Below are 26187 nucleotides of genomic sequence, written 5' to 3'. Positions count from 1 at the left end.
CGCCACGCCGTCCCGCGACGACAGCAACGCTGGGTTGCTCCTCCTGCACCTGAGAGTATCGCCGTGATGACCGCTTCACCGTCCGTGATCACTGCTGCCGACGACGAGACCGCCTCCATGCCGGACTGCGCCGACTACTGGCTCTGCCAGCAGGTCTACGAGTGGTCGGGCGCCGAGTTGCTCGCGGAGAACGCCCGGGCGCTGATCGCCACACCGGCCCGGATCCTGCTCATCGTCGTCGTCGCCGTCCTGGTGCGGTACCTGGCGCACCGGGCGATCCGCCGGCTGACCGACTCGACCACCGTGGGACCGCTGCCGTCGATCCTGCGGGCCCGCCGGCTGCGCGCCACCGCCCTGGGGGACGGCGCGGAGCAGGTGACCGCCCGGCGCACCCAGCGGGCCGAGGCCATCGGGTCGGTGCTGCGCAGCTGCGCCTCGATCGTGGTGCTGGCCATCGCGGTGGTGCTCGTGCTCGGCGAGCTGGGCATCAACCTCGCCCCCATCCTGGCCAGCGCCGGGGTGGTCGGTGTCGCCCTGGGCTTCGGCGCGCAGAACCTGGTCAAGGACTTCATCGCCGGGATCGGGATCATCCTCGAGGACCAGTACGGCGTCGGTGACGTCGTCGACCTCGGGGAGGCGACCGGCACCGTCGAGGCCGTCGGCCTGCGGATCACCCGGCTGCGCGACGTCAACGGCGTGGTCTGGTACGCACGCAACGGCGAGATCCTGCGGGTCGGCAACAAGAGCCAGGGCTACGCCCAGGTCGTCATCGACATGCCGGTCGCCCACGACACCGACCTGGAGCGCTGCCGGACGGTCATGCAGGAGGTCGCCGACGCGATGTACGCCGAGGAGGAGTGGGCCGAGGTGCTGCTGTCCGAGCCCGAGTCCCTCGGCGTCGAGCTGATCACGACCGAGGGCGTCGTCATGCGCCTGCAGATCCGCACCACCAACGCCGACCAGTGGCGGGTCGGCCGCGAGCTGCGCCTGCGGCTCAAGGAGCGCTTCGCCGTCGAGGGCATCCGCACGCCGCTGCCGCTGCTGTCCGCGGCCGGTTCCCCGGCGGGGGCCCCATGAGCGGCAGCGCGCCGGCCGGCGCGTCCCACCGCCCGGCGACCTTCCGCGGTCTCTTCGCCGTCCGCGAGTTCCGCCCGCTGTTCGGCACCTACCTGCTGTCGACGACCGGCGACGAGCTGGCCCGCGTCGCGCTGACCGTGCTCGTCTACCAGCGCACCGAGTCGCCGCTGCTGTCGGCGGTCACCTTCGCGATCAGCTACCTGCCGTGGCTGCTCGGCGGACCGCTGCTGTCGACCCTGGCCGACCGGTTCCCGCGGCACCGCGTCCTCATCGCCACCGACGCCGCGCGCGCCCTGCTGGTCGCCGGGATGGCCGTCCCGGGCACGCCGCTGCCGTTGCTGCTGGGCCTGCTGCTCGTCGTCGCGGTGTGCGGGCCACCGTTCGAGTCGGCCCGCTCGGCGCTGATGGCCGACGTCCTCGACGGCGACCGGTACGCACTGGCGACGTCCCTGACCAACGTCGGGTCGCAGGTGGCGCAGGTCCTCGGGTTCGTCCTGGGCGGCACGCTCGTCGCCGTCCTCGACCCGTCGGCCGCGCTGCTGCTCGACGCGGCCACCTTCGCCGTCTCGGCGGTGTGGCTGTGGGCGCGGCTGCAACGCCGTCCGGCCCCGGACGACGGCGGCGGTGCCGAGGGACCGCGGTCGATGTGGCGGGACGCCGCGGAGGGACTGCGGCTGATCGGCCGGACGCCGCGGTTGCTGATGATCATCGCCGTCACCTGGGTGGGGTCGCTGTTCGGCAACGCACCGGAAGGCATCGCCGCGCCACTGGTCGAGCAGTTGGGTCAGGGCCCCGCACAGGTCGGCGTGCTGCTCGCGGCCAACCCCGCGGGGATCACCGTCGGCGGGCTGCTCATCGCCCGCGGCCTCACCCAGGAGCGCCGCGAGCGGCTGGTGCCACCGCTGGTGGCGCTCTCGCTCGCGCCCGTCCTGCTGGCCGGTCTGGTGACCGAGTGGGGCGCGCCCGGCGCCGGCGCCTACGCCGCCGTGGTCGCGCTGATGTTCGTCGCCGGGCTGGGCGGTGCCTGGAGCATCCCGCTCAACGTCGCCTTCGTGCAGGCGGTGCCGGCGGCCTACCGCGGCCGCGCCTTCGGTGTCGCGGTCAGCGGGCTCTACGGCGTCCAGGGCATCGGGGTGCTCGCCGCCGGTGCCGCCGCCGAGGGGCTGGCCCCCGGCGGAGTGGTCGCGCTGGTCGGGGGGCTCGGCCTGCTGGCCGTCGCCCCGCCGCTGCTGGGCTACGTGCGTACCCAGGGTCACGTGGCAGCGGCCCCATCGGCTGCGGGACCATCGGACTCATGAGCCGATCACTGCCGTCGGCGCGGACCTTCTACGAGGAGGTCGGCGGCGCCCCGACCTTCCGTCGGCTCGTGGCACGCTTCTACGCCGGGGTGCGCACCGATCCGGTGCTCGCGCCGCTGTACCCGCAGGAGGACTGGGAGGGCGCGGAGACCCGGCTGCGCGGTTTCCTCGAGCAGTACTGGGGCGGCCCGACCACCTACTCCGAGGAGCGCGGCCACCCCCGGCTGCGGATGCGCCACGCGCCGTTCGCCATCGGCCCCGCCGAGCGCGACGCCTGGCTGCGCCACATGCGGGACGCCGTCGACTCCCTGCAGCTGACCCCGGAGCAGGACGCGACCCTGTGGGGGTACATGGAGATGGCCGCGCGCAGCATGCAGAACCGCTGGCCCGAGGACGCGCCCGGCGGCCTCTCCACCGTCTGACCGAGGACCCCGTCCCCCACGTCCGGCCCCCTCCCGGGCACCGCCGCGAGCTTGCGAGCGGTGGGGACGGAGGGGTCCTCCGGGGGCCGCCACCGCACCACCCGCACACCCCACCCCGAGGAGCCCGGTGAGCCCGGTACAAGGACCCCCTGCCCCCCGCCACTCGCGAGCTCGCGGCGGGCCCCTGCAGGGGGCCGCCGGCCCGTTCCGCCGCACCGGCGCCGACTGGTGGCGCGACGCGGTGTTCTACCAGGTCTACATCCGCAGCTTCGCCGACGGGAACGGCGACGGTGTCGGTGACCTGGCCGGCATCCGCGCCCGCCTGCCGCACCTGTCCGAGCTGGGCGTCGACGCGCTGTGGATCACGCCGTTCTACCCCTCGCCCATGGCCGACCACGGCTACGACGTGGCCGACCCCCGCGACGTCGAGCCGGTCTTCGGCGACCTCGCCGAGTTCGACGCGCTGCTGGCCGAGGCCCACGCGCTCGGCATCCGGGTGACCGTCGACCTGGTGCCCAACCACACCTCCGACCGGCACGCCTGGTTCCAGGCGGCACTGGTCGCCGGCCCCGGGTCGCCCGAGCGGGCCCGCTACGTGTTCCGCGACGGCCGCGGCCCGGACGGCGCCGAGCCGCCGAACAACTGGCCCTCGGTCTTCGGCGGTCCGGCGTGGACCCGGGTCGACGACGGCCAGTGGTACCTGCACATCTTCGCGCCCGAGCAGCCCGACCTGGACTTCACCAACCCCGAGGTGGTCGCCGACCTCGAGACGACGATGCGGTTCTGGCTCGACCGCGGCGTCGACGGCTTCCGCATCGACGTCGCCCACGGCATGGCCAAGCCCGAGGGGATGCCGGACATGCAGCCGATGGAGGACACCGGCCTGCTCGACGACCACGGCGCCGGCGACCACCGGTTCGACGACGACGCCGTGCACGACGTGCACCGCCGGATCCGCAGCGTCCTCGACGAGTACCCCGGCACCATGGCCGTCGGCGAGGTGTGGGTGAGGGACGACGACCGGCTGGCGCTGTACCTGCGCGAGGACGAGCTCCAGCTGGTGTTCAACTTCAAGCTGCTGACCGCCGACTGGCAGGTCGACGAGCTGCGCGACGCCGTCGTCCACTCGCTGGCCACCGTGGCCGGAACCCCGGCGCCGGCCTGCTGGGTGCTGTCCAACCACGACCGGCCCCGGCACGTCACCCGCTACGGCGGAGGCGAGCCGGGCACCCGGCGGGCGCGGGCGGCGGCGCTGCTCCAGCTGGCCCTGCCCGGTGCGGCGTACCTCTACAACGGCGACGAGCTGGGCATGCCCGACGTCGACCTGCCCGACGAGGCGCTGCAGGACCCGATCTGGGAACGGTCCGGACACACCGAGCGCGGGCGCGACGCCTGCCGCATCCCGGTGCCGTGGTCGGGCACCGAGCCGTCGTACGGCTTCTCCTCGCGCGCCGGGACCTGGCTTCCGATGCCCGAGGGCTGGGGGCCGCTGACCGCCGCGGCCCAGGAGGACGACCCCGCTTCGGTGCTGTCGCTGTACCGACGTGCGCTCGCCCTGCGCCGGACCTCGCCCGCCTTCGCCGGTGAGGGCCTCGACTGGGTACCGGCACCCGAGGGTTGTCTCGCGTTCCGCCGTCCCGGCGGTCTGGTGTGCCTGCTCAACCTCTCCGGCGCCCCGGTCCCGCTGCCGGAGGGCCGTGTGCTCCTGGCCAGCGTGGACACCGGCGGCGGCGTGGTGCCGGACGACGCCGCGGTGTGGTTGCACCCGTGACGGGGTACCCCTCGGGGGTCGCCGTCTCCGACAGGCGCCGACCCCCGAGGCGGGTAGCATCCACGTGGTGACACAGCGTCGCAGGGGACGCTGACGGCTCGCTCTCCGACCCGGGGTCGGGGCTCTGTTCGGGGGAGGCCCGCCCGCCCATGGCGCTGCTGGAGGTCGAGGGGCTGAGGAAGTCCTTCGGAGCCCGGCGCGTCCTGCGCGACGTCTCCTTCGGCGTCGCCGAGGGCGAGATCGTCGGGCTCGTCGGCAGCAACGGCGCCGGCAAGTCGACCCTGGGTGACGTCATCGCCGGCATCACCGCGGCCGACGCGGGGGTGATGACCCTGCAGGGCCACCCGTACGCGCCGCTGTCGGCGGACGACGCCCGCCACCTCGGCGTCGGGGTGGTCGAGCAGCTCGTCCGGATCGACCCCAAGCTCACCGTCGCGCAGGCGGTCTTCCGCGGCACGGCGCAGGCCGGACGCCCGCAGGCGGAGCTGCGCGAGCCGGCGCGGGCGCTGCTCTCCGAGGTCACCCTGGACGTCGACCCGGACGCCCTCGTCGGCGACCTGCCGCACTTCGTGTACGGCCTGGTGGAGACCGCGCGGGTGCTCGCCGAGGACACCCGGCTCGTCGTGCTCGACGAGGTGTCGGCGGCGCTGCTGCCCGTGGAGGTCACCCGGCTGCACGCAGTCGCCGGCCGCCTGAGCCGGCAGGGCCGCGGCGTCCTCTACATCAGCCACCGGCTGCCCGAGATGCTCGAGCTGGTCGACCGCGTGCTGGTGCTGCGCGACGGCGTGATCGCCCTGGACAGCCCGGCGGAGGCCCTGGACCCGGTGCGGCTGGCCGCGGAGACCGTGGGCGAGCCGGTGTCGCTGCCGGCGCCCCGGGTGGCCTCCGCCTCGGCGCGGTCCGGGCAGGACGACGTCCCGGCGCGGGCCTCGACGTGGCCGGCCTCCTCCGGTGAGGACGTGGCGCTGCGCGTGCGCAACCTGCGGGTGCCCGGCCGGGTCGAGGGGGTCGACCTGCTGCTGCGCCAGGGCGAGGTGGTCGGGCTGACCGGGCACCGCTCCTCAGGGGTGCAGGAGATCGCCGGCGCCCTGACCGGGGAGCTGCCAGCGCTCAGCGACGAGCTGGTGCTCCACGGCGAGCCGCGGTCACTGCGCGCGTCGGCGGACGGGGCGGCGCTGCGGCTGCCCGCGTACCGCCCGGATGACGACGCCTACGGGGTCGACCCGGGCGAGACGATCGCCCGGACGCTCACCCGGGAGCCGTGGGGCGCGCTGACCGACGTCCGCAGTGAGATCGCCTCGCTGCGCGGCGTCATCGAGACCGTGCACCGGCTCGACGTCAAGACGCTGAGCATCCGCACCGTCTTCGGCGCCCTGTCCGGCGGCGACCAGCACAAGCTCGCACTGGCCCGCTGGATGGCGTCGGCGCAGGACGTCGTCGTGCTGCACGAGCCCACCCGCGGGCTCGACGTCCGGGCCCGCCAGCAGGTGCGCCGGCTGCTCGACGAGGCCACGGCGCACGGGACGTCGGTCGTCGTGGTCTCGGTGGACCCCGACGAGCTGGCCGAGTGCTGCGACCGGGTGGGCATCGTGGCCGGCGGCCGCGTGGCCCGCTGGATCGACACCCGCGAGCTGGCCGTGGACGCGGTGCGCGACCGGATCGTCGAGGCCGCCACCGCGGCCTGAGGGAGACCGACCTGGCGGGACGGCGCCCGGCCCCGTCCGGGCCGGGCGCCGTCCTCGGCCCTCCTGCAGGGTCCCGCCGCTGGCCCCGTCCCGAGGCTCACCCCGGGCATGCGAGGGGGTGAGGAGGACGGGGTCCTTCCACGGCGGGGGCAGGTGGGTCCTCTCTCAGACGGCGACGGTGGCCGCGACGGCCCGGAGCTTGTGGCGGGCCAGCGCCAGGTTGGCGGTCACGCGGTTGAGCACCAGGTAGATGAACAGGCCCGCGTTCCCCTGACCCTTGAGCACGTTGATCAGGTGGTACTGGTTCCGCAGCGTGATGAGGACGTCCTCGATCTCGTCCTTCAGCTCGAGGTCCTGGATGGTGCGCAGCTTCGCGCGCACCACGTTCGAGTTCCCGGCGGCCGCGACGTTGAGGTCGAACCCGGGGGTGCCGCCGGCCGCGAGGGCCATCCCGCTGTCGATGTCGACGATCGCGGCGCCGTTGGCGCCGTCGATCGCGAGCAGGTCGGCGATGACGTTGTCGAGCTGGGCCACGGATGGGACTCCTGTCCTCTCGAGGGGAAGACGCAGCGGGGTGCTGCGGTCCGGGTCGGGGTGCGACCCGGATCGACCGGACGGACCGGACGCCTGGGGGTGCGCGGTGTCCCCGGGCGGCGGTGCCGCCGAGGCGCGCGTCGCACCGGCCGGAGCGCGGTGCGCAGCCGTCCCGTCGACGACGGGAGGCGCTTCGGGCGGCACCGTCCGCACGGGCCGGTGATGCCCCGTGTCGGGCTCCCGGTCCGGGTCCTGCGGACGCTCCGCGGGGAGCTCGTGGGCCGCGGGGCGTCCCCACGACCACAGCGACGCCCACCACCCGGTTGCCATGCCTCTGGTTCCGCCTTCGCCGAGGGGCTCAGGAACTCCAGACAACACGTCCCCGGTAGGCCCGGCAAACCGGCAGGCGTCTCTGCAGGTGAGCGCGCAGGCACCGACGGCCACCGGAGAGGGGGGACCTCCGGGAGCCGCTCCCCCACCCGCGCCGCCCGGTGGCCCGTCGTCCTCGGGTACCTTCCGCCGGGAGCTGCGCGGCCCGTCGCGCCCGGGAGGAGACTGCCGTGAAGACCAGGGACCTCGCCTACGTCGCCCTCTTCGCGGCGGTCATCGCCGTGCTCGGGGCGATCCCTGCCATCCCCGTCGGCCCGGTGCCGATCACCGCCCAGACGCTCGGCGTGATGCTGGCCGGCGCCGTCCTGGGGGCGCGCCGCGGCTTCCTCGCCGTCCTGCTGTTCCTCGTCCTGGTGGCCCTGGGGCTGCCGCTGCTGGCCAGTGGTGCCGGCGGCCTGGCGCCCTTCGTCGGGACCTCGGCCGGCTACCTCTACAGCTGGCCGGTGGCGGCGTTCGTCATCGGCTGGCTGACCGAGCGGGCCTGGGACCGCTACAACGTCCTGCGCGGCACGCTGATCAACGTCGTGGGCGGCATCGTCGTCATCTACGCCGTCGGCGTGCCGGTGCTCAAGGCCGTCGGCGGGCTGACCTGGGGCCAGGCGCTCGCGGGCGGTGCCGTCCCGTTCCTCCCCGGCGACCTGGTCAAGGCCGTCATCGCCGCGGCGATCGCCGACGTCGTGCGGCGCAGCTACCCGGTCATCGAGCGTCCCCGCCGGACCGCCGGCACCCGGTGAGGTTCCGCCGTTCCGCTGCCGCGACCGCGGACGCCGACGTCGCCGACCCCGGCCGTGGCATCGAGCTCCGCGGGGTCGGGCACCGGTACGGCGACCGGGTGGTGCTCGGGGGCATCGACCTGCGGTTGACCGAGCAGCGCGTCGGCGTCGTGGGCGCCAACGGGTCGGGCAAGAGCACCTTCGCACGGCTGCTCAACGGCCTGGTGGTGCCCACCGACGGGCAGGTGCTGGTCGACGGGCTGGACACCCGCACGCAGGTGCGCGCGGTGCGCCGCCGGGTCGGGTTCGTCTTCCAGGACCCCGACGCGCAGATCGTGCACCCGACGGTCGCCGAGGACGTCGCCTACGGGCTGGAGAACCAGGGTGTGCCCCCCGACGAGCGGGCGGCCCGGGTCGCCGAGGTGCTGGACCGGTACGGGCTGACCGGGCACGCCGACCACCCCGCGCACCTGCTCTCCGGCGGCCAGAAGCAGCTGCTCGCCATCGCCGGGGTGCTGGTCATGCGGCCGGCCCGGATCGTCTTCGACGAGCCGACGACCCTGCTGGACCTGGTGAACGCCCGCCGTGTCGCGGAGCTGATCGCCGGGCTGGAGCAGCAGGTCGTCGTGGTCACCCACCAGCTGGACCTGCTCGACGGCTTCGACCGGGTGCTGGTGGTCGACGGCGGCCGGGTCGTCGAGGACGCCCCCCCCGGTCCGGCCGTGGCCGCCTACCGCGCCCTCATGGAGCACCGGTGACCCTCGCGCTGTACGTACCGGTGACCAGCCCGGTGCACCGGCTACCGGCGGGGGTGAAGCTGCTGTGCCTGGCCGCGCTCGCCGTCCTGCTGTTCGCCCGGCCGACGCTCACGGTGGCCGGCGCCGCCCTGGCCGGCACGCTGCTCGTGGGGCTGGGCGTGGCCCGGCTGCCGATCGCCGTGCTGACCCGGCAGGTGTGGGCGCTGCGGTGGATCCTGCTCGCCCTCTTCGTCGTGCACGCGCTGACCACCGGCGTGACCACCGGTGCGCACACCGTGCTCCGGCTGGTCACCCTGGTGCTGGCCGCGGCCGTGGTGACGGCGACGACGCGGGTGACCGAGATGGTGGCGGTGGTCGAGCGGCTCTGCGCGCCGTTGCGCCTGGTGGGCGGGCGGCCGGAGCGGGTGGGCCTGCTGATCGCGATGGCGCTGCGGTTCATCCCGGTGCTGATCGAGCGGGCCGACCGGATCCGCGCCGCGCAGGCGGCCCGCGGCGGCGCGCCCCGGGGGGTGCGGGCGCTGCGGACGACGGTCGCCCCGCTGCTGGTGCAGCTGCTGCAGATGGCCCACGACGTCAGCGAGGCGCTGGACGCGCGGGGGGCGGACGACGTGCCGGCGCGCCGGCCGAGGAGGGCGTGATGGACGGCGGCGTGGTGACCGGGATCTGGCTGACGTCCGAGGCGGCCGCGCCGATGCGGCGGGTCCCCTCGGCACGGCTGCTGGCAGGGCGCGGGCTCGAGGGCGACCGCTACGCGCTGGGCGGCGGCACGTGGGCGCAGTACCCCGACCTGGAGAAGCAGCTGACGCTCATCGACGCCGCGGACGTCGCCGCGGTCGCCGCCGAGGTGGGCGTGCCGCTGACGCCGGGCGACACCCGCCGGAACCTGGTGACCACGGGCATCGACCTGCCCTCGCTGGTGGGCCGCTGGTTCGCCGTCGGGGACGCGCTGCTGTTCGGGGTGAAGCGCTGCCCGCCGTGCACGCACCTGGAGCGGCTGACCGGCGCCCGGCTGGTCAAGGCGATGGTGCACCGCGGTGGCATCAACGCGGCGGTCTTCTCCGCGGCGACGATCGCGGAGGGGTCCGCGGTGCGGCCGGTGTCCGAGGAGGAGGCCGCGCGACGGGGCGCGCCCACCGGGGCCGGCCGCCCGGTGCCGCGGATCGTCGACGGCTGACCACCTGCCGGGGATCCGCACGAGCGTCGGGGAACCGAGGCGTTCCCAGGTCCGTCGAACGGATGTGGACGGACTGCGGACGCTGCTCAACCTGGTGTGGCTGGTGTTGCACGGCTGGATGCTGGCCATCGCCTACGCGCTGGCCGGGCTGATCGCCTGCCTGCTGGTGGTCACCATCCCCTTCGGGATCGCCGCCTTCCGCCTGGCCGGCTTCGTCGTGTGGCCCTTCGGCCGGACGACGGTGCGCGCGCCGGGTGCCGGCGTGGCCTCGGCGGTGGGCAACCTGGTGTGGTTCCTCGTCGCCGGGTGGTGGTTGGCGCTGGTCCACGTCGTGGCCGGCATCGGCTTCTGCCTGACGGTCATCGGCATCCCGTTCGGGGTGGCCTCGTTCAAGCTGGCCGCGGTGGGCCTGTTCCCGCTGGGCAAGCGCGTCGTGGAGACCGCCCCGCCGCGGGACTGGATGCACGCCGGCGGTGCCGTGGCGCACGGCGCGCCGGTCCGCTGAGCCGACCGACGCGCGGAGGTGTGGTCCGGTCGACTCGCACGGGAGGACACTCCCCGGCTCCGGACCATCCTCGAGGAGCCCTCCATGGAGACTCAGGTCACCGAGATCGCCCCTGACGTCTACCGGTTGTCGACCTACGTCGCCGATGCGGGCATCGTCTTCAACCAGTTCCTCGTCGCCGCCGACGAGCCCTTGTTGTTCCACAGCGGGCCCCGGGCGTTGTTCCCCCTGGTGTCAGCGGCGGTCGCGCGCGTCGTCCCCGTGGCGAGCCTGCGCTGGATCACGTTCGGCCACGTCGAGGCCGACGAGTGCGGCGCCATGAACCTGTGGCTGGCGGCTGCGCCGCGGGCCGAGGTGGCGCACGGCGCACTGGGGTGCGCGGTGTCCGTCGCCGACCTGGCGGACCGGCCGCCGCGTCCGCTCCAGGACGGCGAGGTGATCGACCTCGGCGGGCGCAGGATCCGGCGCATCGAGACACCGCACGTCCCGCACGGCTGGGACGCCGGGCTGGTGTACGAGGAGACCACGGGCACCCTCTTGTGCGGTGACCTGTTCACGGCCGTGGGCGCCGGCCCGGCGATCACCGAACAGGAGATCACCGGCCCGGCGCTGCAGGCCGAGGACCTGTTCCGGGCGACCTGCCTGACACCGGCGACGGGGCCGACGATCCGGGCGCTGGCCGAGCTGCGGCCGGCGACGCTCGGGCTGATGCACGGCCCGGCGTTCGCCGGGGACTGCGCGCAGGCCCTGGCCGACCTCGGGAACGCCTACGACCAGCGGTTGGCCACCGAGGGGGCACGCCTCCACGGTCCGGTCGCCCCGGGCGGCGGGTGAGGGGTCGGGCTCAGGCTGCGGGCTGCTCGTCGGTGTAGCGGGCGAGGAAGGTCTTCTCGCTGGGGGTGAGCCGGCGGGGCCGGTCGATGGCGAAGTCGAAGGGCACCAGCAGGGTGCTGCCGGTGACCGCCCGGCGCCCGTGGTCGAACAGCTCGTAGTGGCAGGTGAAGGCCGCGGCCCGGATGCCCGACACCCAGATCTGCACGTCGAGCGGGTCGCGCGAGTAGACGACGGGCAGCTTGTACTGGACGTCGTGCGCGGCGACGACGGTGCCCTGCCGGAGGCCGGTCTGCTCCTCCAGCGAGGCGCGGTCGAAGAACAGGTCGACTCGGGCCATCTCGAAGTAGGCCAGGAAGACCACGTTGTTGACGTGGCCGTAGGCGTCCATGTCCGACCAGCGCATGGGGACCTGCACGGTGTGCCTCACGACCGACACCCTGCCGCATGCCCTCGGACGGCGGCCCGCCGCCCGAGGGCTGTGGCGCGGACGACGACGGCCGGCCGGAGCGGGTGCTCCGGCCGGCCGCCGGTGAGGTGCCGGAAGGGCCCCGCTGCAGGGCGCCGCAGCGCCCCGTCCCCGGGTCCCACCCCGAGCTCGCTGGGGGTGCGGAGGACGGCCACCCTTCAGGGCCCCGCCGAGCGTGCGAGGCGTGGGGGGAAGGGTGGTCGTCCGTCAGTCGCGGGCGAGCTTCCGGTAGGTCGCCCGGTGCGGACGGGCCGCCTCGGCGCCGAGCCGCTCGACCTTGTTCTTCTCGTAGTCGGCGAAGTTCCCCTCGAACCAGAACCACTTGGAGTCGCCCTCGTAGGCGAGGATGTGCGTCGCCACGCGGTCGAGGAACCAGCGGTCGTGGCTGACCACGACGGCGCAGCCCGGGAACTCCAGCAGCGCGTTCTCCAGGCTGCTCAGCGTCTCGACGTCCAGGTCGTTCGTCGGCTCGTCGAGCAGCAGCAGGTTGCCGCCCTGCTTGAGGGTCAACGCGAGGTTGAGGCGGTTGCGCTCACCACCGGACAGCACGCCGGCCGGCTTCTGCTGGTCCGGGCCCTTGAACCCGAACGCGGCGACGTAGGCCCGCGAGGGCATCTCGACGTTGCCCACCTGGATGTGGTCCAGCCCGTCGGAGACGACCTCCCAGAGGGTCTTCTTGGGGTCGATCCCGGCGCGGTTCTGCTCGACGTAGGAGACCTTGACGGTCTCGCCGACCTTGATCTCGCCGTCGTCCGGCTTCTCCTCGCCGACCAGCATCTTGAACAGCGTGGTCTTGCCGGCGCCGTTGGGGCCGACGACCCCGACGATGCCGTTGCGAGGCAGGGTGAACGACAGGTCGTCGATCAGCAGCCGCTCGCCGAAGCCCTTGGTGAGGTCGTTCGTCTCGACGACCACGCTGCCCAGCCGCGGGCCCGGCGGGATCTGAATCTCCTCGAAGTCCAGCTTGCGGTACTTGTCCGCCTCGGCGGCCATCTCCTCGTAGCGCTGCAGACGGGCCTTGCTCTTGGCCTGCCGGGCCTTGGCGCCGGAGCGGACCCACTCCAGCTCCTCCTTGAGGCGCTTCTGCCGCTTGGCGTCCTTGGCGCCCTCGACCTTGAGCCGGGTGGCCTTGGTCTCGAGGTAGGTGGAGTAGTTGCCCTCGTAGGGGTAGGCCCGGCCGCGGTCGAGCTCGAGAATCCACTGGGCGACGTTGTCGAGGAAGTACCGGTCGTGGGTGACGGCCACGACGGTGCCGGCGTACTTCTCCAGGTGCTGCTCCAACCAGGCGACGCTCTCGGCGTCGAGGTGGTTGGTCGGCTCGTCGAGCAGCAGCAGGTCCGGCGCCTCGAGCAGCAGCTTGCACAGCGCGACGCGGCGGCGCTCACCACCGGAGAGAACGGTGACGTCGGCGTCGCCGGGCGGGCAGCGCAGCGCGTCCATGGCCTGCTCGATGCGCGCGTCGAGCTCCCAGCCGTCGGCGTTCTCGATGATCTCCATGAGCTCGCCCTGCTCGGCGAGCAGCGCGTCGAAGTCGGCGTCGGGCTCCCCCATCGCCGCGCTGACCTCCTCGAAGCGGGTCAGCGCATCGCGCAGGGGCTTGACCGCCTCCTCCACGTTGCCGCGGACGTCGAGCTCCTCGTTGAGCGGGGGCTCCTGCAGCAGGATGCCGACCGTGGCATCCGGTGCCAGCATCACGTCGCCGTTCGAGGGCTGCTGCATGCCGGCCATGATCTGGAGGACGGTCGACTTGCCGGCCCCGTTCGGGCCGACGACGCCGATCTTGGCGCCGGGCAGGAACGACAGGGTGACGTCGTCCAGGATCACCTTGTCGCCGTGCGCCTTGCGCGCACGCACCATCGTGTAGATGTACTGAGCCACTGGGCTTCGAGGCCTTCCGTCGGTTCGCGAGTGGCGGGCGGGCCGGCCGGTGCCGGCCCGCCCCCGTGCGTTCTCCCCTCCGATCCTCCCAGCCCGGGCGCTCAGTTGTGCGCGGGCTCCGTGGTGAGGTCGGCGGTGTCCACCGAGTGCAACGTCTCGGGACCGTCCTCGTAGTCCCGGCCGCGCACCAACTCCTCGGCTACGCCGGGGAAGTCGCCGACGGGAGCCGACGGCACCGGCTCGGCCGCGCGGACCGGCCGGCTGCGCTTGAAGACGCCGAGACCGCGGGCGAGGTTGTGGCCGACGGCGGCGGCCCGGATGCGCGGCGTGCTGCGCCGCCCGTTCTCGCCCTCCCAGCTGTGCGTCGTGAGCGTGCCCTGGACGATGACCGGGTCGCCCTTGCTCACGCTGCCCGACACGTTGCCGGACAGCTCGTTCCAGCACTCGACGTCGACCCAGAAGGTGCCGGCGTCGATGAACTGCTGGGTCTGGGCGTCGAAGCGCCGTGCGGTCGAGGCCAAGCGGAAGTTGGTGACCGCGCCGTTCTCCAGGCTGACGCGGCGGGGCGAGTCGACGACGTTGCCGACGACGGTGACGTGGGTGTCGTTCACGGTGCTCCTCAAGGGCTGTCCGCCTCATCCGGCGGGGACCGGCGCGGTGCCGGCGCACCGAGGACCCTGCGGCGCGGCCGGACTCGGCGGGACCGCCCGCCGCCATCTGTGGACGGGGTCGGCGGCTGTGGACGGGCAGGGCGGGATCGTCCGGACCTGCGGCTCGACTGCCGCGCATGACGACGCCCGTCCCCACACGCCGACCTGCCCGCCCCCGCCGGGGTGCGATGATCGGAGCCCGAGCGCCCGTAGCTCAGCGGATAGAGCAGCCGCCTTCTAAGCGGTCGGTCGCAGGTTCGATCCCTGCCGGGCGCGCATAGCTAGCGTTGGCCTGGGGTGATGGCAGGCTGAGTCAGCGCGACCTGAGGTCGATACCGAAATTGTTACCCATCAAGGACGTCAGCGACCGCTTGACGGTCTCCCATGAGGTCGCGCCCCAGATAGACCCGAGCGGTCATCGCTGGGTCCGCGTGCCCGAGCTGGTCGGCGATCTGCACTAGGGGGACGCCAGCCTCGTGCAGTAGGGAGGCAACCGTCCGGCGAAAGGTGTGCGGGGTCGCCCAGGACACCCCGGCGTCGGCGAACAGGTCGGCGAGGGCCTTCGCACAGTTGGATTGGTCCCAGACCCGTTCGGTGTCGTTCAGGTGCGGCGAGGCGAACACAAAGCCGGTCGCTCCCGTCCGCTCCGCTCGTCGGAGCAGACGGGAGGCGAGGGTGTTAGGCAGAGGCAGCCGACGACGTGAGGTCTTCGACTTGGTGCCGCGGATCAGCACACCTGCCGCCACGTCGGCATTGACCGGAGGCAACTGGACGTCGTCCCATCGCAGCGACCGAGCCTCGGTGATGCGCACGCCCGTAAAGGCCATGAAGGCAGCGAGATCGGCCACCGCCTGCCGCTTTCGGGTGGTTTGCGGGAGGACGTTCTCAGCAGCGGCGAGCTTGTCCGCGTACTCGACCAGCGCCGTTCGCTCCTCCCGGGTGAAAGCTCGCGTGGTGTCGCGGGGCTCGCGGCCCTCCGGAGTCGGCTTGACCGTCTGCGCCTTCACCGCCCGGACTTGGCGCAGCGCGTTCGCGGTCAGCGTGCCGTTGTCCACGGCCAAGTTCAGGATCCCCAGGAGAACGGAGCGGGTGATCTTTGCGGCCCCGGTGCCGTGCGTGTCGGCCACGGTCTGCAGGAAGGCTCGGAGGCGCTGAGTGTTGTTCGCCTCGGCCAAGGTGAGCCCGCGCACCGACGACCCCGGCTTGTCGATGTACCTGACGAACGTCCGCCCATAGTCGTCCACAGTCCGGGGACTCAGCCCGGAGTCGGTACGCCGGATCCCCACCAACCACAGCTCGCCGGCAGCCACGAACGGCATGCCTGCCGTCATGGGCACATCCCCCACGGCGTTCAGGGCCTCCGTGACGGCAGCCTCCACCGCCGCAACTGCTTCACCCTTCGACGGCGCGACTCTCGACCGCTCGTCGTTCACCCCGTCGAACCGACGGAAGTAGCACCGCGCCCGCCACCGCTCGGCACTGCGGCCAGACGGCGCCCGCTTCCACTTGCCTTGATCGTCCCTGCGCTGAGGCGAGACGTCGATCTGGCCCCGCTCGCCAAGCTCAAGCCCACGTCGACCCACGCGCAAGGGATTACACACGCTGCCACAACTCGTCGACGGCGGACGCCCTATCACCCTCTCAGGACCCTGCAGGTCGACGATGAGCAGTACGGCCGGGTGCAGGTGAGGGGCCGGACAGGGCTGCATCGCAGGCTGGCCGGCCGCGGCCGCTGGACCAACTGTGAGCCGCCGCCGATCGTGGCCGGACGGTGATCCGGGGTGCAGGTCAAGCACCTGCCCGGCCGACGTGGACGGGCGGTCAAGACGCTGTGCCTATGGAGGGGCTGGCGCCGGCACGCCGGACCTCAACTTCTCCTGGCGGGCCTACATTGGCCGCTTCGACCTCAAGCACACCTTCCGCTTCTGCAAGCAGGCTCTGGGCTGGACCACCCCGCGGATCCGCACCCCCGAGCAGGCCGACCGCTGGACCTGGCTCATCCTCGCCGCCTACACCCAGCTGCGGCTGGCCCGCCCCATCACAGCTGCTGCCCCCGTCAGGACGGAATAAAACCTGAAGCCTTACCTCCGCAGCGTCTTCTTGAAGCGGCTGCCGACTCGCTATGGGCACCGCGTCAATTTTCACCTTGAGTTGCCGCACTGGCCGACGTCCTCGTCTTCTATCGCCAACCGCGGTCATCTTGAACGAGCTCTTAACTCAGCCGTTCCCGGACGAGACCGCGCACGCGATGCCCGCAAAGACGTTCCGATCGGGGTGCGGGGAATCCCGGTGCGCCGGAGCAACCGCCGGAGGATGGGGCGAGATTAGCGCCCCGACCAGCTCCCCTAATTGGTCGCTGATCAGCTTCAGCTGTAACACGCGGTCCTACATCCTGCAGCGACGCGGCGAGGCCAGCCGGGGACAAAGTGGGGCGTCAGCTTAGGAAGCAACGAGGAGTGCAACGGACATCAACGACTAGTAGCGACGCGATGCCCGTGACACTCCGGTGACGCTTTCGTGACGCTGGCCCCGCACGCTGGGTGCGCTCTCGCTCAGGACGTCGGCGTCTGCAGGACTATGTCACGGATCCCGATCACAAGACGGAGAAAATCTCATGTTCTCACACTCTACGCATCTTCGAGGGCGCTACCCTGCGCTGGCAAGCGACGACAACTTCCTGTCCTGGTTCAGCGCCAATGGCGCACAAGTCTGGCATGAAACGAAGGCGTCGGACGAGGGCGATGCGACAGTCGTAGTGCAATCGCTCGATGGCTTGCACGCTTTTGCCGCTCGACTCCACCGATCGCTGAACCGGGATCTGCGAACATTCGAAAGCACCGTGTCTGATTCGGTCGCATTCGATCTCGTAGCACAAGGCTTAGGTCCTACTGGGGCAATCGCGGCCACACGGCGCGAGCTTGGTGCGGCAGACGCGAAAGTTCACTCGGCAAGGCCGATGGTCGACTTCAGTGCAGACCGAGGTGCTGTCTTCTGGGTGGTAGAGATAGAGAGGGAGGGAAACATTGAAACATTCCATGTCGACTCGTCTCAGGCGGTCAAGAGTGTCGGAGTGAGACAAGCCTCGACATTAAGGAGCACGGAGCGACCCATTGGCGCCGCGGGTCCCGACTGGCTTGAGTCCAACGAGTGCCACCACCTATTAGAATGGCGAGACACGGCACTACAGATCGTGGGGCCGGCGACCTCAACATTTGATCGTGCTTTCGAGATCTTCGCGAGCATCGGGCAAGTCATGACGTATAATGGCGCCATCTTTGGGATCAGTGAGTTCACATGGTCGGACAACCTTGCCATCCGCCAGAACAACTGGAGCGGCATCTGCGATGAATGGGCTGTTGTTCAGGTAACCATGCTCCGAGCCCTAGGCATCCCTGCCGTGATCAAGTGGCTCGTATGGCTCAATCCAGGTACGAGCAAAGCGGAGGCTCATGGCGTGGTCGAGTGGCTCGATGATGGGTCGCCAACAAGTCCGACTTGGCGGCATATGGACGCGCTCTGGGGAGCTTTTGACTACCGGGCCAGGTACCGAAACGCAGGAATGACGCAGGTGACGGTGATGGACGCAAGTTATCCCCTCGACTCTCGGTACAGCGGTGATGCATGGGGACTCCCGGACATCCTCGGCGACCAGAAGTTCCATCCCTACGTGGACTTTCTCATCAACCCGTCTTACCCGGGAAATGCTCGTGCCGGATACAGCTATTGATGCCCCATGCGCCTGAAGCGGACCCGGGGGATGCGGTCCTCAAATTGTGATGGTCAGCGAAGGGAGTAGCGCCGGAAACTCAAGCATCAAGATTGTAGGGCAGTTGTCGGCCTAGATTCGCTTGTGAAACACCCTGACCCTGGCGTACGAACACTAGCTGCATGCGCAGCATGGCAAGACCGCCTGGCGCGCTGCGCGGAGGGGAGAAGATTGTGCGTGAGATTGAGAGCCTCGAGGACCTTCGGAGAATGCTGGCTGATCGACCGGCCGAGACGCATACTTACCGCGTGCAACGAGCCTGGCTCACCCAGTTGCCGCGAGAAGAAGGTCAACCTCCACTACGCGAGATGACCGAAGACGAGGTCCTTGAACTGACCTCTTATCTCGGTGCTGCGCCCGATGAGTTGCAACGCCCTCTTCGGGTGGTGGACAAGGCATGCCCGTCTTGTAAGCGGAATCTGACCGTGCTTGACTTCGTCAAGACGGCGGTCGACGCTGGAATCCACACACGACCTGAAGTGAGGGATGTTCTCGCGGGTAGAGACGGCGCCTGGCTTACCATACGAGGCAGGGACGGAGGTCGGACAGTAGTTTGTGCAGCTTGTCAAAGCGACAAGGTGGCGCAAGCCGACGGCTATTCAGAGTATTCGGGCGGAGGGTACGCCTACGCGTGAGCGGTGTTGCGGTCGGAGCCGGCCGCCCTCGTCCGGAGTCGTTGACGCTGCCTGCGTGGCTGCAGCCAGGCATCAAGGGCTGGCTAGGTGATTAAAATGGCTTTGAGGCTGCACGCCAATAACGCGGTCGAGCCTGGCTGACTCGCTAGCCATCAACGCCTGTGGTTCGACTGATCGTCACGCTCATCCGCGATAACCGGCTATTGTGGATACGGTGCACGCCTTGTTTGCGCAACGCGCATTCGAGTCGACTCCAGGACGGCATGTCCGGTCAGCTACCGCCGAAATATCTCCGGACCTCGACATTGCCTCCGCTACTGGATGGACCGGGACGGTCGAAACCCGGACCTGGCCGCCCTATGGCACCGACCTCTCGGTCATGGACGTCCCGCCCGATGTCGAACGATTTGGCTAAGCTTGGCGCTGGGTTGAATTTACGCTCTGGCCCTATTGCACACGACCTTGTCTATTGCACACGACCTTGTCGCCGAGTAGAGTGAAGTTCTACAGAACCAGCAGGAACGGCGACGTTGGGAGCTCCAACTATCTGCGAACAAATGTCGCCTGGGTCGCCATATGTCTAGGGTGCGCCACCGCTCAGGGATTACCATCCAGGCGTGACTGGAGGAATAATGTTGCGAATACGACGAGCTGGGAGCCTTAGTTTTTGGCAGCAAACATGGCATGCTCCGTGTGACGACGTGACGACTCGAGGCAAGGAATTCCGCAAGTTCGAGATTCCGAAGGACACGATCGATCGCTTGCAGAGCGCTGCAGTGCAGCCCGCTAAACGAGGCAACGCTATGCGGGTGGAGGTTCTCCATGGCGATATCGCCTGGAACCCAGACACACGCACCCCGATATCAGGGGGCTGGCGCGCCGAAGCGTCACAGCCGGCGCAAGGGCCGTATCTGGAGTTCCAAGGTGACACTCCTATTCGCTACGAGTGGTCGACGATGCTCGACCCAGGCTACCCCACGGATCCCCGCGTTCATTACCCCGACCCCAATCATCCCAAGCACGCAGACCACCGTAGACGCATCTGGCAGGTCATTTTCCAATGGCACCAGTCAGGGGACGACGTCGGCGGCTCTCCGTCCATAGGCTTCATTATCTGGGATGGGTACATCAGACTGACTGTGCATCGCCACGATCCCAACGACGAGACGACGTCCATCCATGTCGGGAGGTGGCCAATAGCCCCGATGGCACGGGGAACCTGGCACGACTTCGCTGCCGAGATCAAGTGGCATCTTACGGACGGATCCATCAAGGTCTGGCACAACGGCAGCCCCGTCATTTTTAATCCCCAGACGCCCGATAGTCCAGGTGAGCCTGACTATCCCACGGCTCCAACAGACACCTTGACTAACCTGGGAACCCTCTACCCGCACAAGAAGCGTCCCCCTAATGCGCCTCCGCCCCTCAATCCCCCTCTGATGTACCTCAAGGTGGGGCTTTACCGGCGGGCTGACACCACCGAACCGGCTGGACCCTTTCGGCTGTACCACGACGAGATCGCGCGCTACACCCTTCGCACCATCCGAATGCCCCTTATCCCCATGCATCTCCGGTTGCCAAGGCTTCGCTGGCCTAGGCGCGTGCTGCGGTCGCCGTAGCCACGCCTCCGCGAATCATCGCGCGTTTGGCTCGGAAAGCAACTTCCTGATCTCTAAGATTCTGTGCGGGCGGAGGATGGTCAAGTGCGACTGTTCGTCTGAGTCGTGGCAGCGCTCTTAACGCGCGTGGCGATTTGTCGCGTAGTAAGCCGCTAAGGGGTACGGGGCGATTAATGGGTCGGCTAGGCCCGTCGTACGAATGGCGGTCTTCGGGGGCTGGGCATTCGCTGCCTGCGCTCGTGCCCCGGCATACTAGTGGGACGTTGCATTAGTTCCCCGGAAGGCGCCCGGCGCAGATCAGGGCGACGGCCAGGTGGGCCAGCGCGGTGATGGTCAGTGCGGTGCGGTCGTAGCGCAGGGCCAGGCGTTTGTAGGACAACAGCCAGCCCAGCGTGCGCTCGGCGACCCAGCGGTGTCGGCCCAGTCGCTGGCTGGACTTGATGCCGATCCGGGCGATGCGGGCGGTGATGCCGCGGCGGCGCAGGTAGCGGCGTACCCGCGGGTTGTCGTAGCCCTTGTCGCCGTGCAGCTTCGCCGGTCGGCGGTGGGGGTGGCCGCGGTCGCCGCTCCTGATCCCCGGGCATGAAGTTCAGCATCGGCTTGACGAGCATCCTGTCGTGCCGGTTCGCGACCGAGACCAGCACGTTCACTGGGAGCCCGTGGGTCTCGATGTGCAGGTGCTGGTACTTGCTGCGTGCCTTGCCCCGGGCGGTGGGGTTCGGGCCGGTCAGCGCACCCCCCATTTCGCCCGGACGCTAACCGAATCCAGGCTGGCCCACGACCAGTCCAGCTGGCCTTGCTCACCCAGTCGGTCCAGCACGGCGTGGTGCGGGCGGTCGAGGACACCGGCGTTGACCCACTCGTGCATCCCGCGCCAGCAGGTCCCGCCTGAGCCGTAGCCCAGCTCGCGGGGCAGCTTGGTCCAGCCGATGCCGGTGGACGGCACGAAGGCGATGCCCTCGAGCACATCCAGGTCGGAGGTGCGGGGCCGTCCGGTGCGGCCGTGCACGGCCGGCTTGCGGTGGGATCAGCGGCTCGACCAGCCCCCACAGCTCGTCACTGATCAGCCACGGCGGCCGGAAAGACGCCAGGCGACGACATGGCGCGCAGCCTGCGCCGACGCTGCACCGGCGGGCAGAGCCCGAGGACCTACTTCCGTAACGCCTTCTAAGGCGTTTCCTGACTCAACTCTCTCTGGCCGATAGCTTCGAGTATCCGGGGTATGACGATCTCCACTGCGTCCATTGCCTCATTGACCCAAGTGCGCGCATCTGACTCAAGAATCACTTCCTCGGTCGTGCCTCTCAATGTATGCGCGGCAGACCCTCTCTTGGCGCCAAGGGTGTCAAGTTGCGCGAGCCCTGCTTCAACATCCGTCCCGAGATCCCCAACACTAACCCCCAGAGGCTTGCACATCCCGTCGATCGCACTTCGGCGGATACCATTGTTTGGTTTGATCACCTTACTGAAGTATAGCCCTGATAGCTTTCGCGCAATCTCGATCGCAGAGGGAACCTTGCCCGAGTTTTGACCAATTATCTCGCCTGAGTACTTGGTCGCGAGGGCAAGCGCAACGGCGGGCGGGGCTTGGTCGAAGCACTCAACGCAACCCTTGACCGTCTCATAAATTTGCTGCTCGAAGAGCTCCTCAATGGCTGCGTGCGAGAGAATCAGGAACGCTCTAATCCGTAAGCTCCCTGCTTGGTCAGGTACACCGGAGGTCGGATCGTCGTCTTGCTCTGAAGCGTGCGCCGATTCATCCGCTAAGAGGATGTCGGCGAGCGCCCCAATGTCCTCACGGAGTGTCGCAGCCCAGTCAGGGGAGGTCACGCGGGCGACCCTTGAGTCATTGCCTCCCTGGGGTCTTCAAGGCTTGATGGCCACGGGGGTGCAACGCCGGTCGCCCGCTCGAACGCCCCATACCACGCCTCGAATCGCGTAGTGAAGGCGTCGACAGTCTTCGTAGTAGACGAGATCGCTCGACCGAAGTCGACGTCTGATTCCGAGAGTGACTTGTAGGCGGCGCGCAGTTCGTCCGCCGCCTTCACCGCAGCCTCACGCGCCTGCGGACTCAGGAGGGACCCGATCTGAACGTCGAAAAGAGCGCGGTTGAAGGCGCGCTCGTACTTTCCCCCCGTCCACTTGCGACAGGCGTTCGACTCGCCGAAGATGGACTCGGCAGTGGTGATGGCCGCCTCCATCTGACCCGCTAGTTCAACAATCTCGACTTCAGAAGTGTCCCAGGCTTCGTTGTAATGCCCGCAGGTCTTGTCGAGGAAGTCTTTGAGGTTACCCCGATACTGGATTGCACCGGCGAAAAGTCCAATCAAGCGAACGAGCAATTCCGCGTCGACCATTCGACGATCCGGACCCTTGTTCCCCAGCAGGCTTCGTAGGCCCGGGCTAATACCTGACGCCTCGTCTATGTATCGGACAAAGGGCCCGGGGACTAGAGCCTGTCGAAGCTCCTGAGGGGACAGCGGAACGCTACCCGTGTTGAGGCGAAGGAAGAGGGCATAGAGGAAGTCTTCGGAGCCCCAATTACGAATGACAACTGTCCTGATCGTGTGCGTCTCGAACTGGTCGAAGAAGTCGGGCCGCTCCCGACCCAGCCGTTCGATTCCGTAGTTCTTGATATCACCCAACACGGTGACCGTCGACAAGCGGAAAGAGTCGAAGGTTCCGTTGTTGTACTCGTCGAGGCCCGCATAGAACTGCCTGAGCGATAGCAGTCGCTGCTTTCCGTCGATGACGTAGAAGTGTCCCGGGCGATCCGCCTTTTCAGCCAGAACAATCTGAGGGATGGGGTAATTCAGAATGCAGGACTCAATGAACTTGCTCTTGAGGGCTGGCGTCCATGCCGAGCGACGCTGAAACGCAGGATCGAGGTCTATGCGCCCCTTCACGAGCTGCGTCACGATCGTTTCGATCGTCCAGTCGGCCGAGGTGACGTTCGCTCGCTGCGCCCCCAGCCGGTTGATGACGTCGTCCTCGCCCTCGCCGCCTCGGTCATCGACTGGGACAGAAGCTTCAACCGTAAGTTCAGACACGCAATGTCTCCCATCGCCTCGGTGGCCCCGAGACTATCGGGCGACTGACACGGAGTGCTGAAGGCTCGAGCAGGGGCAGGGAGCAATGTCTTGCTGCATGGCGACACGGCAGTCTGAGACGGGACCCAATCAGCAGACCCCGGGGGTCTGACCCCCGCGCCGCCCGATCGGCCATCGCCAGTTCTTAGCAGCCAGGATCCTGCCACGGTTCCAAGGCCGACGGTCCACAGGTTTCCACAGGCTTGGGGAATCTCGAAATCAAGTATAGCAAAAGGAATGTGTCGAACGCCGGACATTTCCGGTCCGAACGCGCATGTCAGGCGGGGTATCGTAAAAAGGAATGCATCGTTGTGGACAGCCATTTTTGCATGTGCCTAGAGTCCCGGCTATGACGAGCAAGATTTCGCACTCGACGGCGGACGAAGTAAGGGAGTGGGCACATGCGGTCGGATGGACCGACCAGTGGGACAGGCTGGTGGCCTGCTTGCGGACAGCGCCTCGCAGCATCTCCGCGGTCGGCTGACCCGCCAACAGGGCGTCGGGGCTGACCTCGTGGACCGTCTCGACCGCCAAGGGGACGTATCCGTCATCGACCGTCCCTTGGGTGACGTTGCGGTGACTAACCGTCTCGGCGTACGCACGACGCCCGTTAAGGTCGCCAGACAGGAAGACCTCCGCACGCTGGCCCGAGGTAGGTCGCTGGACTGCGCAGGTAGTTCCGCCTCTGCGTTCACTCGGCCAGCCAGTCAGCGACCTGCTCAGAGGCGAAGGTGCGACTCCACTGGTCGGCGTAGATGTTCAGCTCAGAGAGCTTGGCCTGCCCGCTGGGCAGGTAACGTCCGCAGTTCTTCGGCGGCGGTTCGACGGTCGTCGGTCGTCGGTCAGGGTCTGGGCCTCGGCGCGCATGGCCTCGGCGTCCGCCAGCGCCAGCCGGAACAGCTCGGCGGAGGTCGGGGTGGTTGTCATGAGTTCTCGCCTCTGGGTTGGCGTCGCCTTTGCGACGGCAAGAGGTTTCGGTGGTCGGGCCTTACGGCTTGTGCCACTATTCGGCGTCTGGGAGACGACGCCCGGGTGCTGTTTGGGGAGCCTGCCCTGTCTTGGGCATGCTGAATAGACCTGCCTACTGACAGGTGTTGTTTTATAGAGTCTGGCGGCGACGGAACAATGAACGCACAACCGATAGCCCTAAAGCGTTTAGGGTTGCGACTGGTGCCCCGACGGAGTCGGGGCCATAGCCGTAGCGCCTGACCGCTTTACCGTTGGGGTCGGGCTTCGCCCTCCCCATTGGCGTAGCGTCTAACTACCTTGGCGTTGCGACTGGTGCCCCGACGGAGTCGGGGCCATAGCCGTAGCGCCTGACCGCTTTACCGTTGGGGTCGGGCTTCGCCCTCCCCATTGGCGTAGCGTCCAACTACCCTGGCGTTGCGACTGGTGCCCCGACGGAGTCGGGGCCATAACCGTAAGAACTAGACCTGTCTCGTGTGTCATCCTTCCTTCATGCCGCTGCTAAATAGAAAGAGAGGGTTGCCCAGATTTCCGCAGTATCCCGGGCTTACTCCTAACGTCAAGCGTGAAGCTACTTCATGCTGGCCATGAAGGTTCGCGATCATGTCGTTCGAAGTCCGTGGGTGAGGCAACTCCCTGAGCCGAGTCCGGCCTTCTGGAACTGCCAACTTCCGAGGACCAGACAGCGTGTGCCCGACTCAGATCCGATCAGCCCCCTCTTCTTCGCGCGGTCAATCGCATTGCTGACGCTTGGCGCGGCTAGGGGGTTGCCACTCTCGTCGGAGAGGATGCGACCAAGCGCGCCCTCCCCGAACTGAGCATGGCCGATCCGATTGGCCCATCCCAACGCAGCGAAATAGACCCGGTACGCCAGCTGATGCCTGTTGTCCTGGGCCATGCGCCGGTACTCGATCTGCGAGACAGCCGCCCAAGGAACGCCATGACCGAAGTCGATACGGGCGCCCACTCAGCGAGTACTCGCAACTCGGTCCGTCCCTCGACCGATGCCGGAGGCCTCGGGCAACGTGACGGCGCAAGCGATTACACACTGCCAGCTGATCATGCCGCCTCCGTCGTCATCACCCGCCGCGCTTCGACATAGCGGCGCAACTCCCCTACCTCGTACAGGGGGATACGCCCGACTCGATGGAACCCCGGGCCTTTACCTGCGCTGGCCCAGTTGGCCAAGGTGCCAGGTGCCAGCCCGAGGAAGCGCGCGGCGGCCTCGCGGCGCAGGAACGCGCGGCTACCGTCAAGCGACTCGATGGGCCCTGCCTCGCGCACTAGCCGGTTCGTACTGGTACTGCCTGCGGTCATGATCAGCCTACGGCCCTTCAGGTGATGGGTTGAGCGGCACCCAGCGTGATCGCTCCGTCACGCAAGACAATACACACCTCGGTCAGACCAACCACTGTGACCTGGCTGACAGCCGCGGCTGCTTCCCCGCCCGCCAGGTGTCCGAGTAGGTCAGTCGGCTCGGCGCTTGACCGTCAACCCGACCTGGGGGCGCCGGACGACGTCCGTGTCGTCCGGCAGACGGGGAACCAACCGGAAGCCCTCAGCGGTGTCGGGCTCGTAGGCGACGACTAGGCCCTTGTCAGCCAGTCGACGCATGAAGTTCTGATGCCTGGCCGCGTCAATCTCACGGACCGGCTCGCCGGCCCGAGCGCGCGCTTCAAGACGCAGCATCTGCAAAGCGTGCGCGCCACGATGCTGAGGCTGAATCGCCCATGGGATGAGGTGGTCGTCGCGCACAGTCCGTCGTGGCAGGCCGCGGCGACGCCTGAAATTACTCCATAGCGAGGGTACGGTTTCGATCCCGTACTTCTCCCTATAGCGACGGCTCATCTCTTCGTAGGTCAGCCCCTCGCGGAACCAGCGGATGACCTCCTGCTCGTCCAGAATCTTTCGCCCGGGCATGCCGTCACTCCCCTATCGGCGAAGCCGCCGACGGCCG

General features: G+C 69.0%; 22 protein-coding genes, 1 tRNA gene and 1 pseudogene. 15 read left to right on the top strand and 9 right to left on the bottom strand.

Annotated elements, in window-relative coordinates:
• The first annotated feature begins 66 nt into the window (after positions 1–66).
• The 5 genes from ACWIX3_RS11305 to ACWIX3_RS11285 all read left to right on the top strand — a co-directional run bounded on the left by ACWIX3_RS11305 (position 67) and on the right by ACWIX3_RS11285 (position 6253).
• Entirely contained in the window at positions 67–1077 is a 1011-nt protein-coding gene (locus tag ACWIX3_RS11305; RefSeq protein ID WP_448612166.1) for a mechanosensitive ion channel family protein, read from the top strand.
• Positions 1074–2375 (top strand): MFS transporter, encoded by a 1302-nt coding sequence (locus ACWIX3_RS11300; RefSeq protein WP_448612165.1) that lies wholly within the window; start codon positions 1074–1076, stop codon positions 2373–2375. Before ACWIX3_RS11305 ends, ACWIX3_RS11300 begins: the two co-directional genes overlap by 4 nt.
• On the top strand, positions 2372–2797 hold the full coding sequence (locus ACWIX3_RS11295) for a globin (RefSeq protein ID WP_448612164.1): 426 nt from the start codon (positions 2372–2374) through the stop codon (positions 2795–2797). The genes ACWIX3_RS11300 and ACWIX3_RS11295 overlap by 4 nt, the downstream gene beginning before the upstream one ends.
• A gap of 127 nt (positions 2798–2924) precedes the next feature.
• On the top strand, positions 2925–4568 hold the full coding sequence (locus ACWIX3_RS11290; protein WP_448612163.1) for a glycoside hydrolase family 13 protein: 1644 nt from the start codon (positions 2925–2927) through the stop codon (positions 4566–4568).
• Between the two features lie 149 nt (positions 4569–4717).
• Positions 4718–6253 (top strand): ATP-binding cassette domain-containing protein, encoded by a 1536-nt coding sequence (locus ACWIX3_RS11285; RefSeq protein WP_448612162.1) that lies wholly within the window; start codon positions 4718–4720, stop codon positions 6251–6253.
• A gap of 165 nt (positions 6254–6418) precedes the next feature.
• Here ACWIX3_RS11285 and ACWIX3_RS11280 read toward each other — a convergent pair whose 3' ends face one another.
• Positions 6419–6787 carry a hypothetical protein gene (locus ACWIX3_RS11280; RefSeq protein WP_448612161.1) on the bottom strand — a complete coding sequence of 123 codons (369 nt, stop codon included), beginning with the start codon at positions 6785–6787 and terminating at the stop codon, positions 6419–6421.
• 560 nt (positions 6788–7347) lie between these two features.
• Between ACWIX3_RS11280 and ACWIX3_RS11275 the strand changes: the two genes are divergently transcribed.
• The 6 genes from ACWIX3_RS11275 to ACWIX3_RS11250 all read left to right on the top strand — a co-directional run bounded on the left by ACWIX3_RS11275 (position 7348) and on the right by ACWIX3_RS11250 (position 11161).
• Positions 7348–7911, top strand: a complete 564-nt coding sequence (locus tag ACWIX3_RS11275) for a biotin transporter BioY (protein WP_448612160.1) — start codon at positions 7348–7350, stop codon at positions 7909–7911.
• Positions 7908–8648, top strand: coding sequence for an energy-coupling factor ABC transporter ATP-binding protein (locus ACWIX3_RS11270; RefSeq protein WP_448612159.1), 741 nt, complete (start codon positions 7908–7910; stop codon positions 8646–8648). Before ACWIX3_RS11275 ends, ACWIX3_RS11270 begins: the two co-directional genes overlap by 4 nt.
• Positions 8645–9286 carry an energy-coupling factor transporter transmembrane component T family protein gene (locus tag ACWIX3_RS11265; RefSeq protein WP_448612158.1) on the top strand — a complete coding sequence of 214 codons (642 nt, stop codon included), beginning with the start codon at positions 8645–8647 and terminating at the stop codon, positions 9284–9286. Before ACWIX3_RS11270 ends, ACWIX3_RS11265 begins: the two co-directional genes overlap by 4 nt.
• Positions 9286–9822, top strand: a complete 537-nt coding sequence (locus ACWIX3_RS11260; protein ID WP_448612157.1) for an MOSC domain-containing protein — start codon at positions 9286–9288, stop codon at positions 9820–9822. Before ACWIX3_RS11265 ends, ACWIX3_RS11260 begins: the two co-directional genes overlap by 1 nt.
• 64 nt (positions 9823–9886) lie before the next feature.
• The gene (locus tag ACWIX3_RS11255) at positions 9887–10327 is read left to right on the top strand and encodes a YccF domain-containing protein (protein WP_448612156.1); all 441 of its coding nucleotides are present in this window, start codon (positions 9887–9889) and stop codon (positions 10325–10327) included.
• An 84-nt stretch (positions 10328–10411) separates the two neighbouring features.
• Positions 10412–11161 (top strand): MBL fold metallo-hydrolase, encoded by a 750-nt coding sequence (locus ACWIX3_RS11250; protein WP_448612155.1) that lies wholly within the window; start codon positions 10412–10414, stop codon positions 11159–11161.
• Between the two features lie 10 nt (positions 11162–11171).
• Here ACWIX3_RS11250 and ACWIX3_RS11245 read toward each other — a convergent pair whose 3' ends face one another.
• The 3 genes from ACWIX3_RS11245 to ACWIX3_RS11235 all read right to left on the bottom strand — a co-directional run bounded on the left by ACWIX3_RS11245 (position 11172) and on the right by ACWIX3_RS11235 (position 14116).
• Positions 11172–11588, bottom strand: coding sequence for an acyl-CoA thioesterase (locus ACWIX3_RS11245; protein ID WP_448612154.1), 417 nt, complete (start codon positions 11586–11588; stop codon positions 11172–11174).
• A gap of 246 nt (positions 11589–11834) precedes the next feature.
• Positions 11835–13505 carry an energy-dependent translational throttle protein EttA gene (gene ettA / locus ACWIX3_RS11240; RefSeq protein WP_448612153.1) on the bottom strand — a complete coding sequence of 557 codons (1671 nt, stop codon included), beginning with the start codon at positions 13503–13505 and terminating at the stop codon, positions 11835–11837.
• 101 nt (positions 13506–13606) lie between these two features.
• A complete protein-coding gene (locus ACWIX3_RS11235) occupies positions 13607–14116 on the bottom strand; it encodes a single-stranded DNA-binding protein (protein WP_448612152.1) in 510 nt (169 codons plus the stop codon).
• Between the two features lie 242 nt (positions 14117–14358).
• Here ACWIX3_RS11235 and ACWIX3_RS11230 point away from each other — a divergent pair.
• Positions 14359–14431 (top strand) — tRNA-Arg (locus tag ACWIX3_RS11230).
• A 68-nt stretch (positions 14432–14499) separates the two neighbouring features.
• On the opposite strand, the gene ACWIX3_RS11225 is transcribed toward ACWIX3_RS11230, so the two are convergent.
• Entirely contained in the window at positions 14500–15588 is a 1089-nt protein-coding gene (locus tag ACWIX3_RS11225) for a tyrosine-type recombinase/integrase (RefSeq protein ID WP_448612151.1), read from the bottom strand.
• Between the two features lie 376 nt (positions 15589–15964).
• Between ACWIX3_RS11225 and ACWIX3_RS11220 the strand changes: the two genes are divergently transcribed.
• The 3 genes from ACWIX3_RS11220 to ACWIX3_RS11210 all read left to right on the top strand — a co-directional run bounded on the left by ACWIX3_RS11220 (position 15965) and on the right by ACWIX3_RS11210 (position 20175).
• Complete coding sequence (locus ACWIX3_RS11220) at positions 15965–16225, top strand: hypothetical protein (RefSeq protein ID WP_448612150.1); 261 nt, start codon at positions 15965–15967, stop codon at positions 16223–16225.
• Positions 16226–16769: 544 nt separating this feature from the next.
• Positions 16770–17882, top strand: a complete 1113-nt coding sequence (locus ACWIX3_RS11215; protein WP_448612149.1) for a transglutaminase-like domain-containing protein — start codon at positions 16770–16772, stop codon at positions 17880–17882.
• Between the two features lie 1306 nt (positions 17883–19188).
• A complete protein-coding gene (locus ACWIX3_RS11210; protein WP_448612459.1) occupies positions 19189–20175 on the top strand; it encodes a heparin lyase I family protein in 987 nt (328 codons plus the stop codon).
• A 268-nt stretch (positions 20176–20443) separates the two neighbouring features.
• On the opposite strand, the pseudogene ACWIX3_RS11205 reads toward ACWIX3_RS11210, so the two are convergent.
• From ACWIX3_RS11205 to ACWIX3_RS11190, 4 genes and pseudogenes are all read right to left on the bottom strand, one after another.
• Positions 20444–21266: pseudogene (locus ACWIX3_RS11205) on the bottom strand (IS5 family transposase).
• Positions 21267–21342: 76 nt separating this feature from the next.
• On the bottom strand, positions 21343–22005 hold the full coding sequence (locus tag ACWIX3_RS11200; protein ID WP_448612148.1) for a hypothetical protein: 663 nt from the start codon (positions 22003–22005) through the stop codon (positions 21343–21345).
• Positions 22002–23225 carry a DUF262 domain-containing protein gene (locus tag ACWIX3_RS11195; RefSeq protein WP_448612147.1) on the bottom strand — a complete coding sequence of 408 codons (1224 nt, stop codon included), beginning with the start codon at positions 23223–23225 and terminating at the stop codon, positions 22002–22004. Before ACWIX3_RS11195 ends, ACWIX3_RS11200 begins: the two co-directional genes overlap by 4 nt.
• 2472 nt (positions 23226–25697) lie before the next feature.
• The gene (locus ACWIX3_RS11190) at positions 25698–26150 is read right to left on the bottom strand and encodes a hypothetical protein (protein WP_448612146.1); all 453 of its coding nucleotides are present in this window, start codon (positions 26148–26150) and stop codon (positions 25698–25700) included.
• Positions 26151–26187 lie beyond the last annotated feature (37 nt).

This window comes from Geodermatophilus sp. URMC 60, assembly GCF_053502585.1.
This window is presented reverse-complemented; position numbering and strand designations above follow the sequence as displayed.

Coding starts and splice junctions, on each gene's coding strand:
- ACWIX3_RS11295 (WP_448612164.1), top strand. CDS start 2,372: ATGAGCCGATCACTGCCGTCGGCGCGGACCTTCTACGAGGAGGTCGGC.
- ACWIX3_RS11210 (WP_448612459.1), top strand. CDS start 19,189: ATGTTGCGAATACGACGAGCTGGGAGCCTTAGTTTTTGGCAGCAAACA.
- ACWIX3_RS11300 (WP_448612165.1), top strand. CDS start 1,074: ATGAGCGGCAGCGCGCCGGCCGGCGCGTCCCACCGCCCGGCGACCTTC.
- ACWIX3_RS11305 (WP_448612166.1), top strand. CDS start 67: ATGACCGCTTCACCGTCCGTGATCACTGCTGCCGACGACGAGACCGCC.
- ACWIX3_RS11260 (WP_448612157.1), top strand. CDS start 9,286: ATGGACGGCGGCGTGGTGACCGGGATCTGGCTGACGTCCGAGGCGGCC.
- ACWIX3_RS11285 (WP_448612162.1), top strand. CDS start 4,718: ATGGCGCTGCTGGAGGTCGAGGGGCTGAGGAAGTCCTTCGGAGCCCGG.
- ACWIX3_RS11215 (WP_448612149.1), top strand. CDS start 16,770: ATGTTCTCACACTCTACGCATCTTCGAGGGCGCTACCCTGCGCTGGCA.
- ACWIX3_RS11190 (WP_448612146.1), bottom strand. CDS start 26,150: ATGCCCGGGCGAAAGATTCTGGACGAGCAGGAGGTCATCCGCTGGTTC.
- ACWIX3_RS11250 (WP_448612155.1), top strand. CDS start 10,412: ATGGAGACTCAGGTCACCGAGATCGCCCCTGACGTCTACCGGTTGTCG.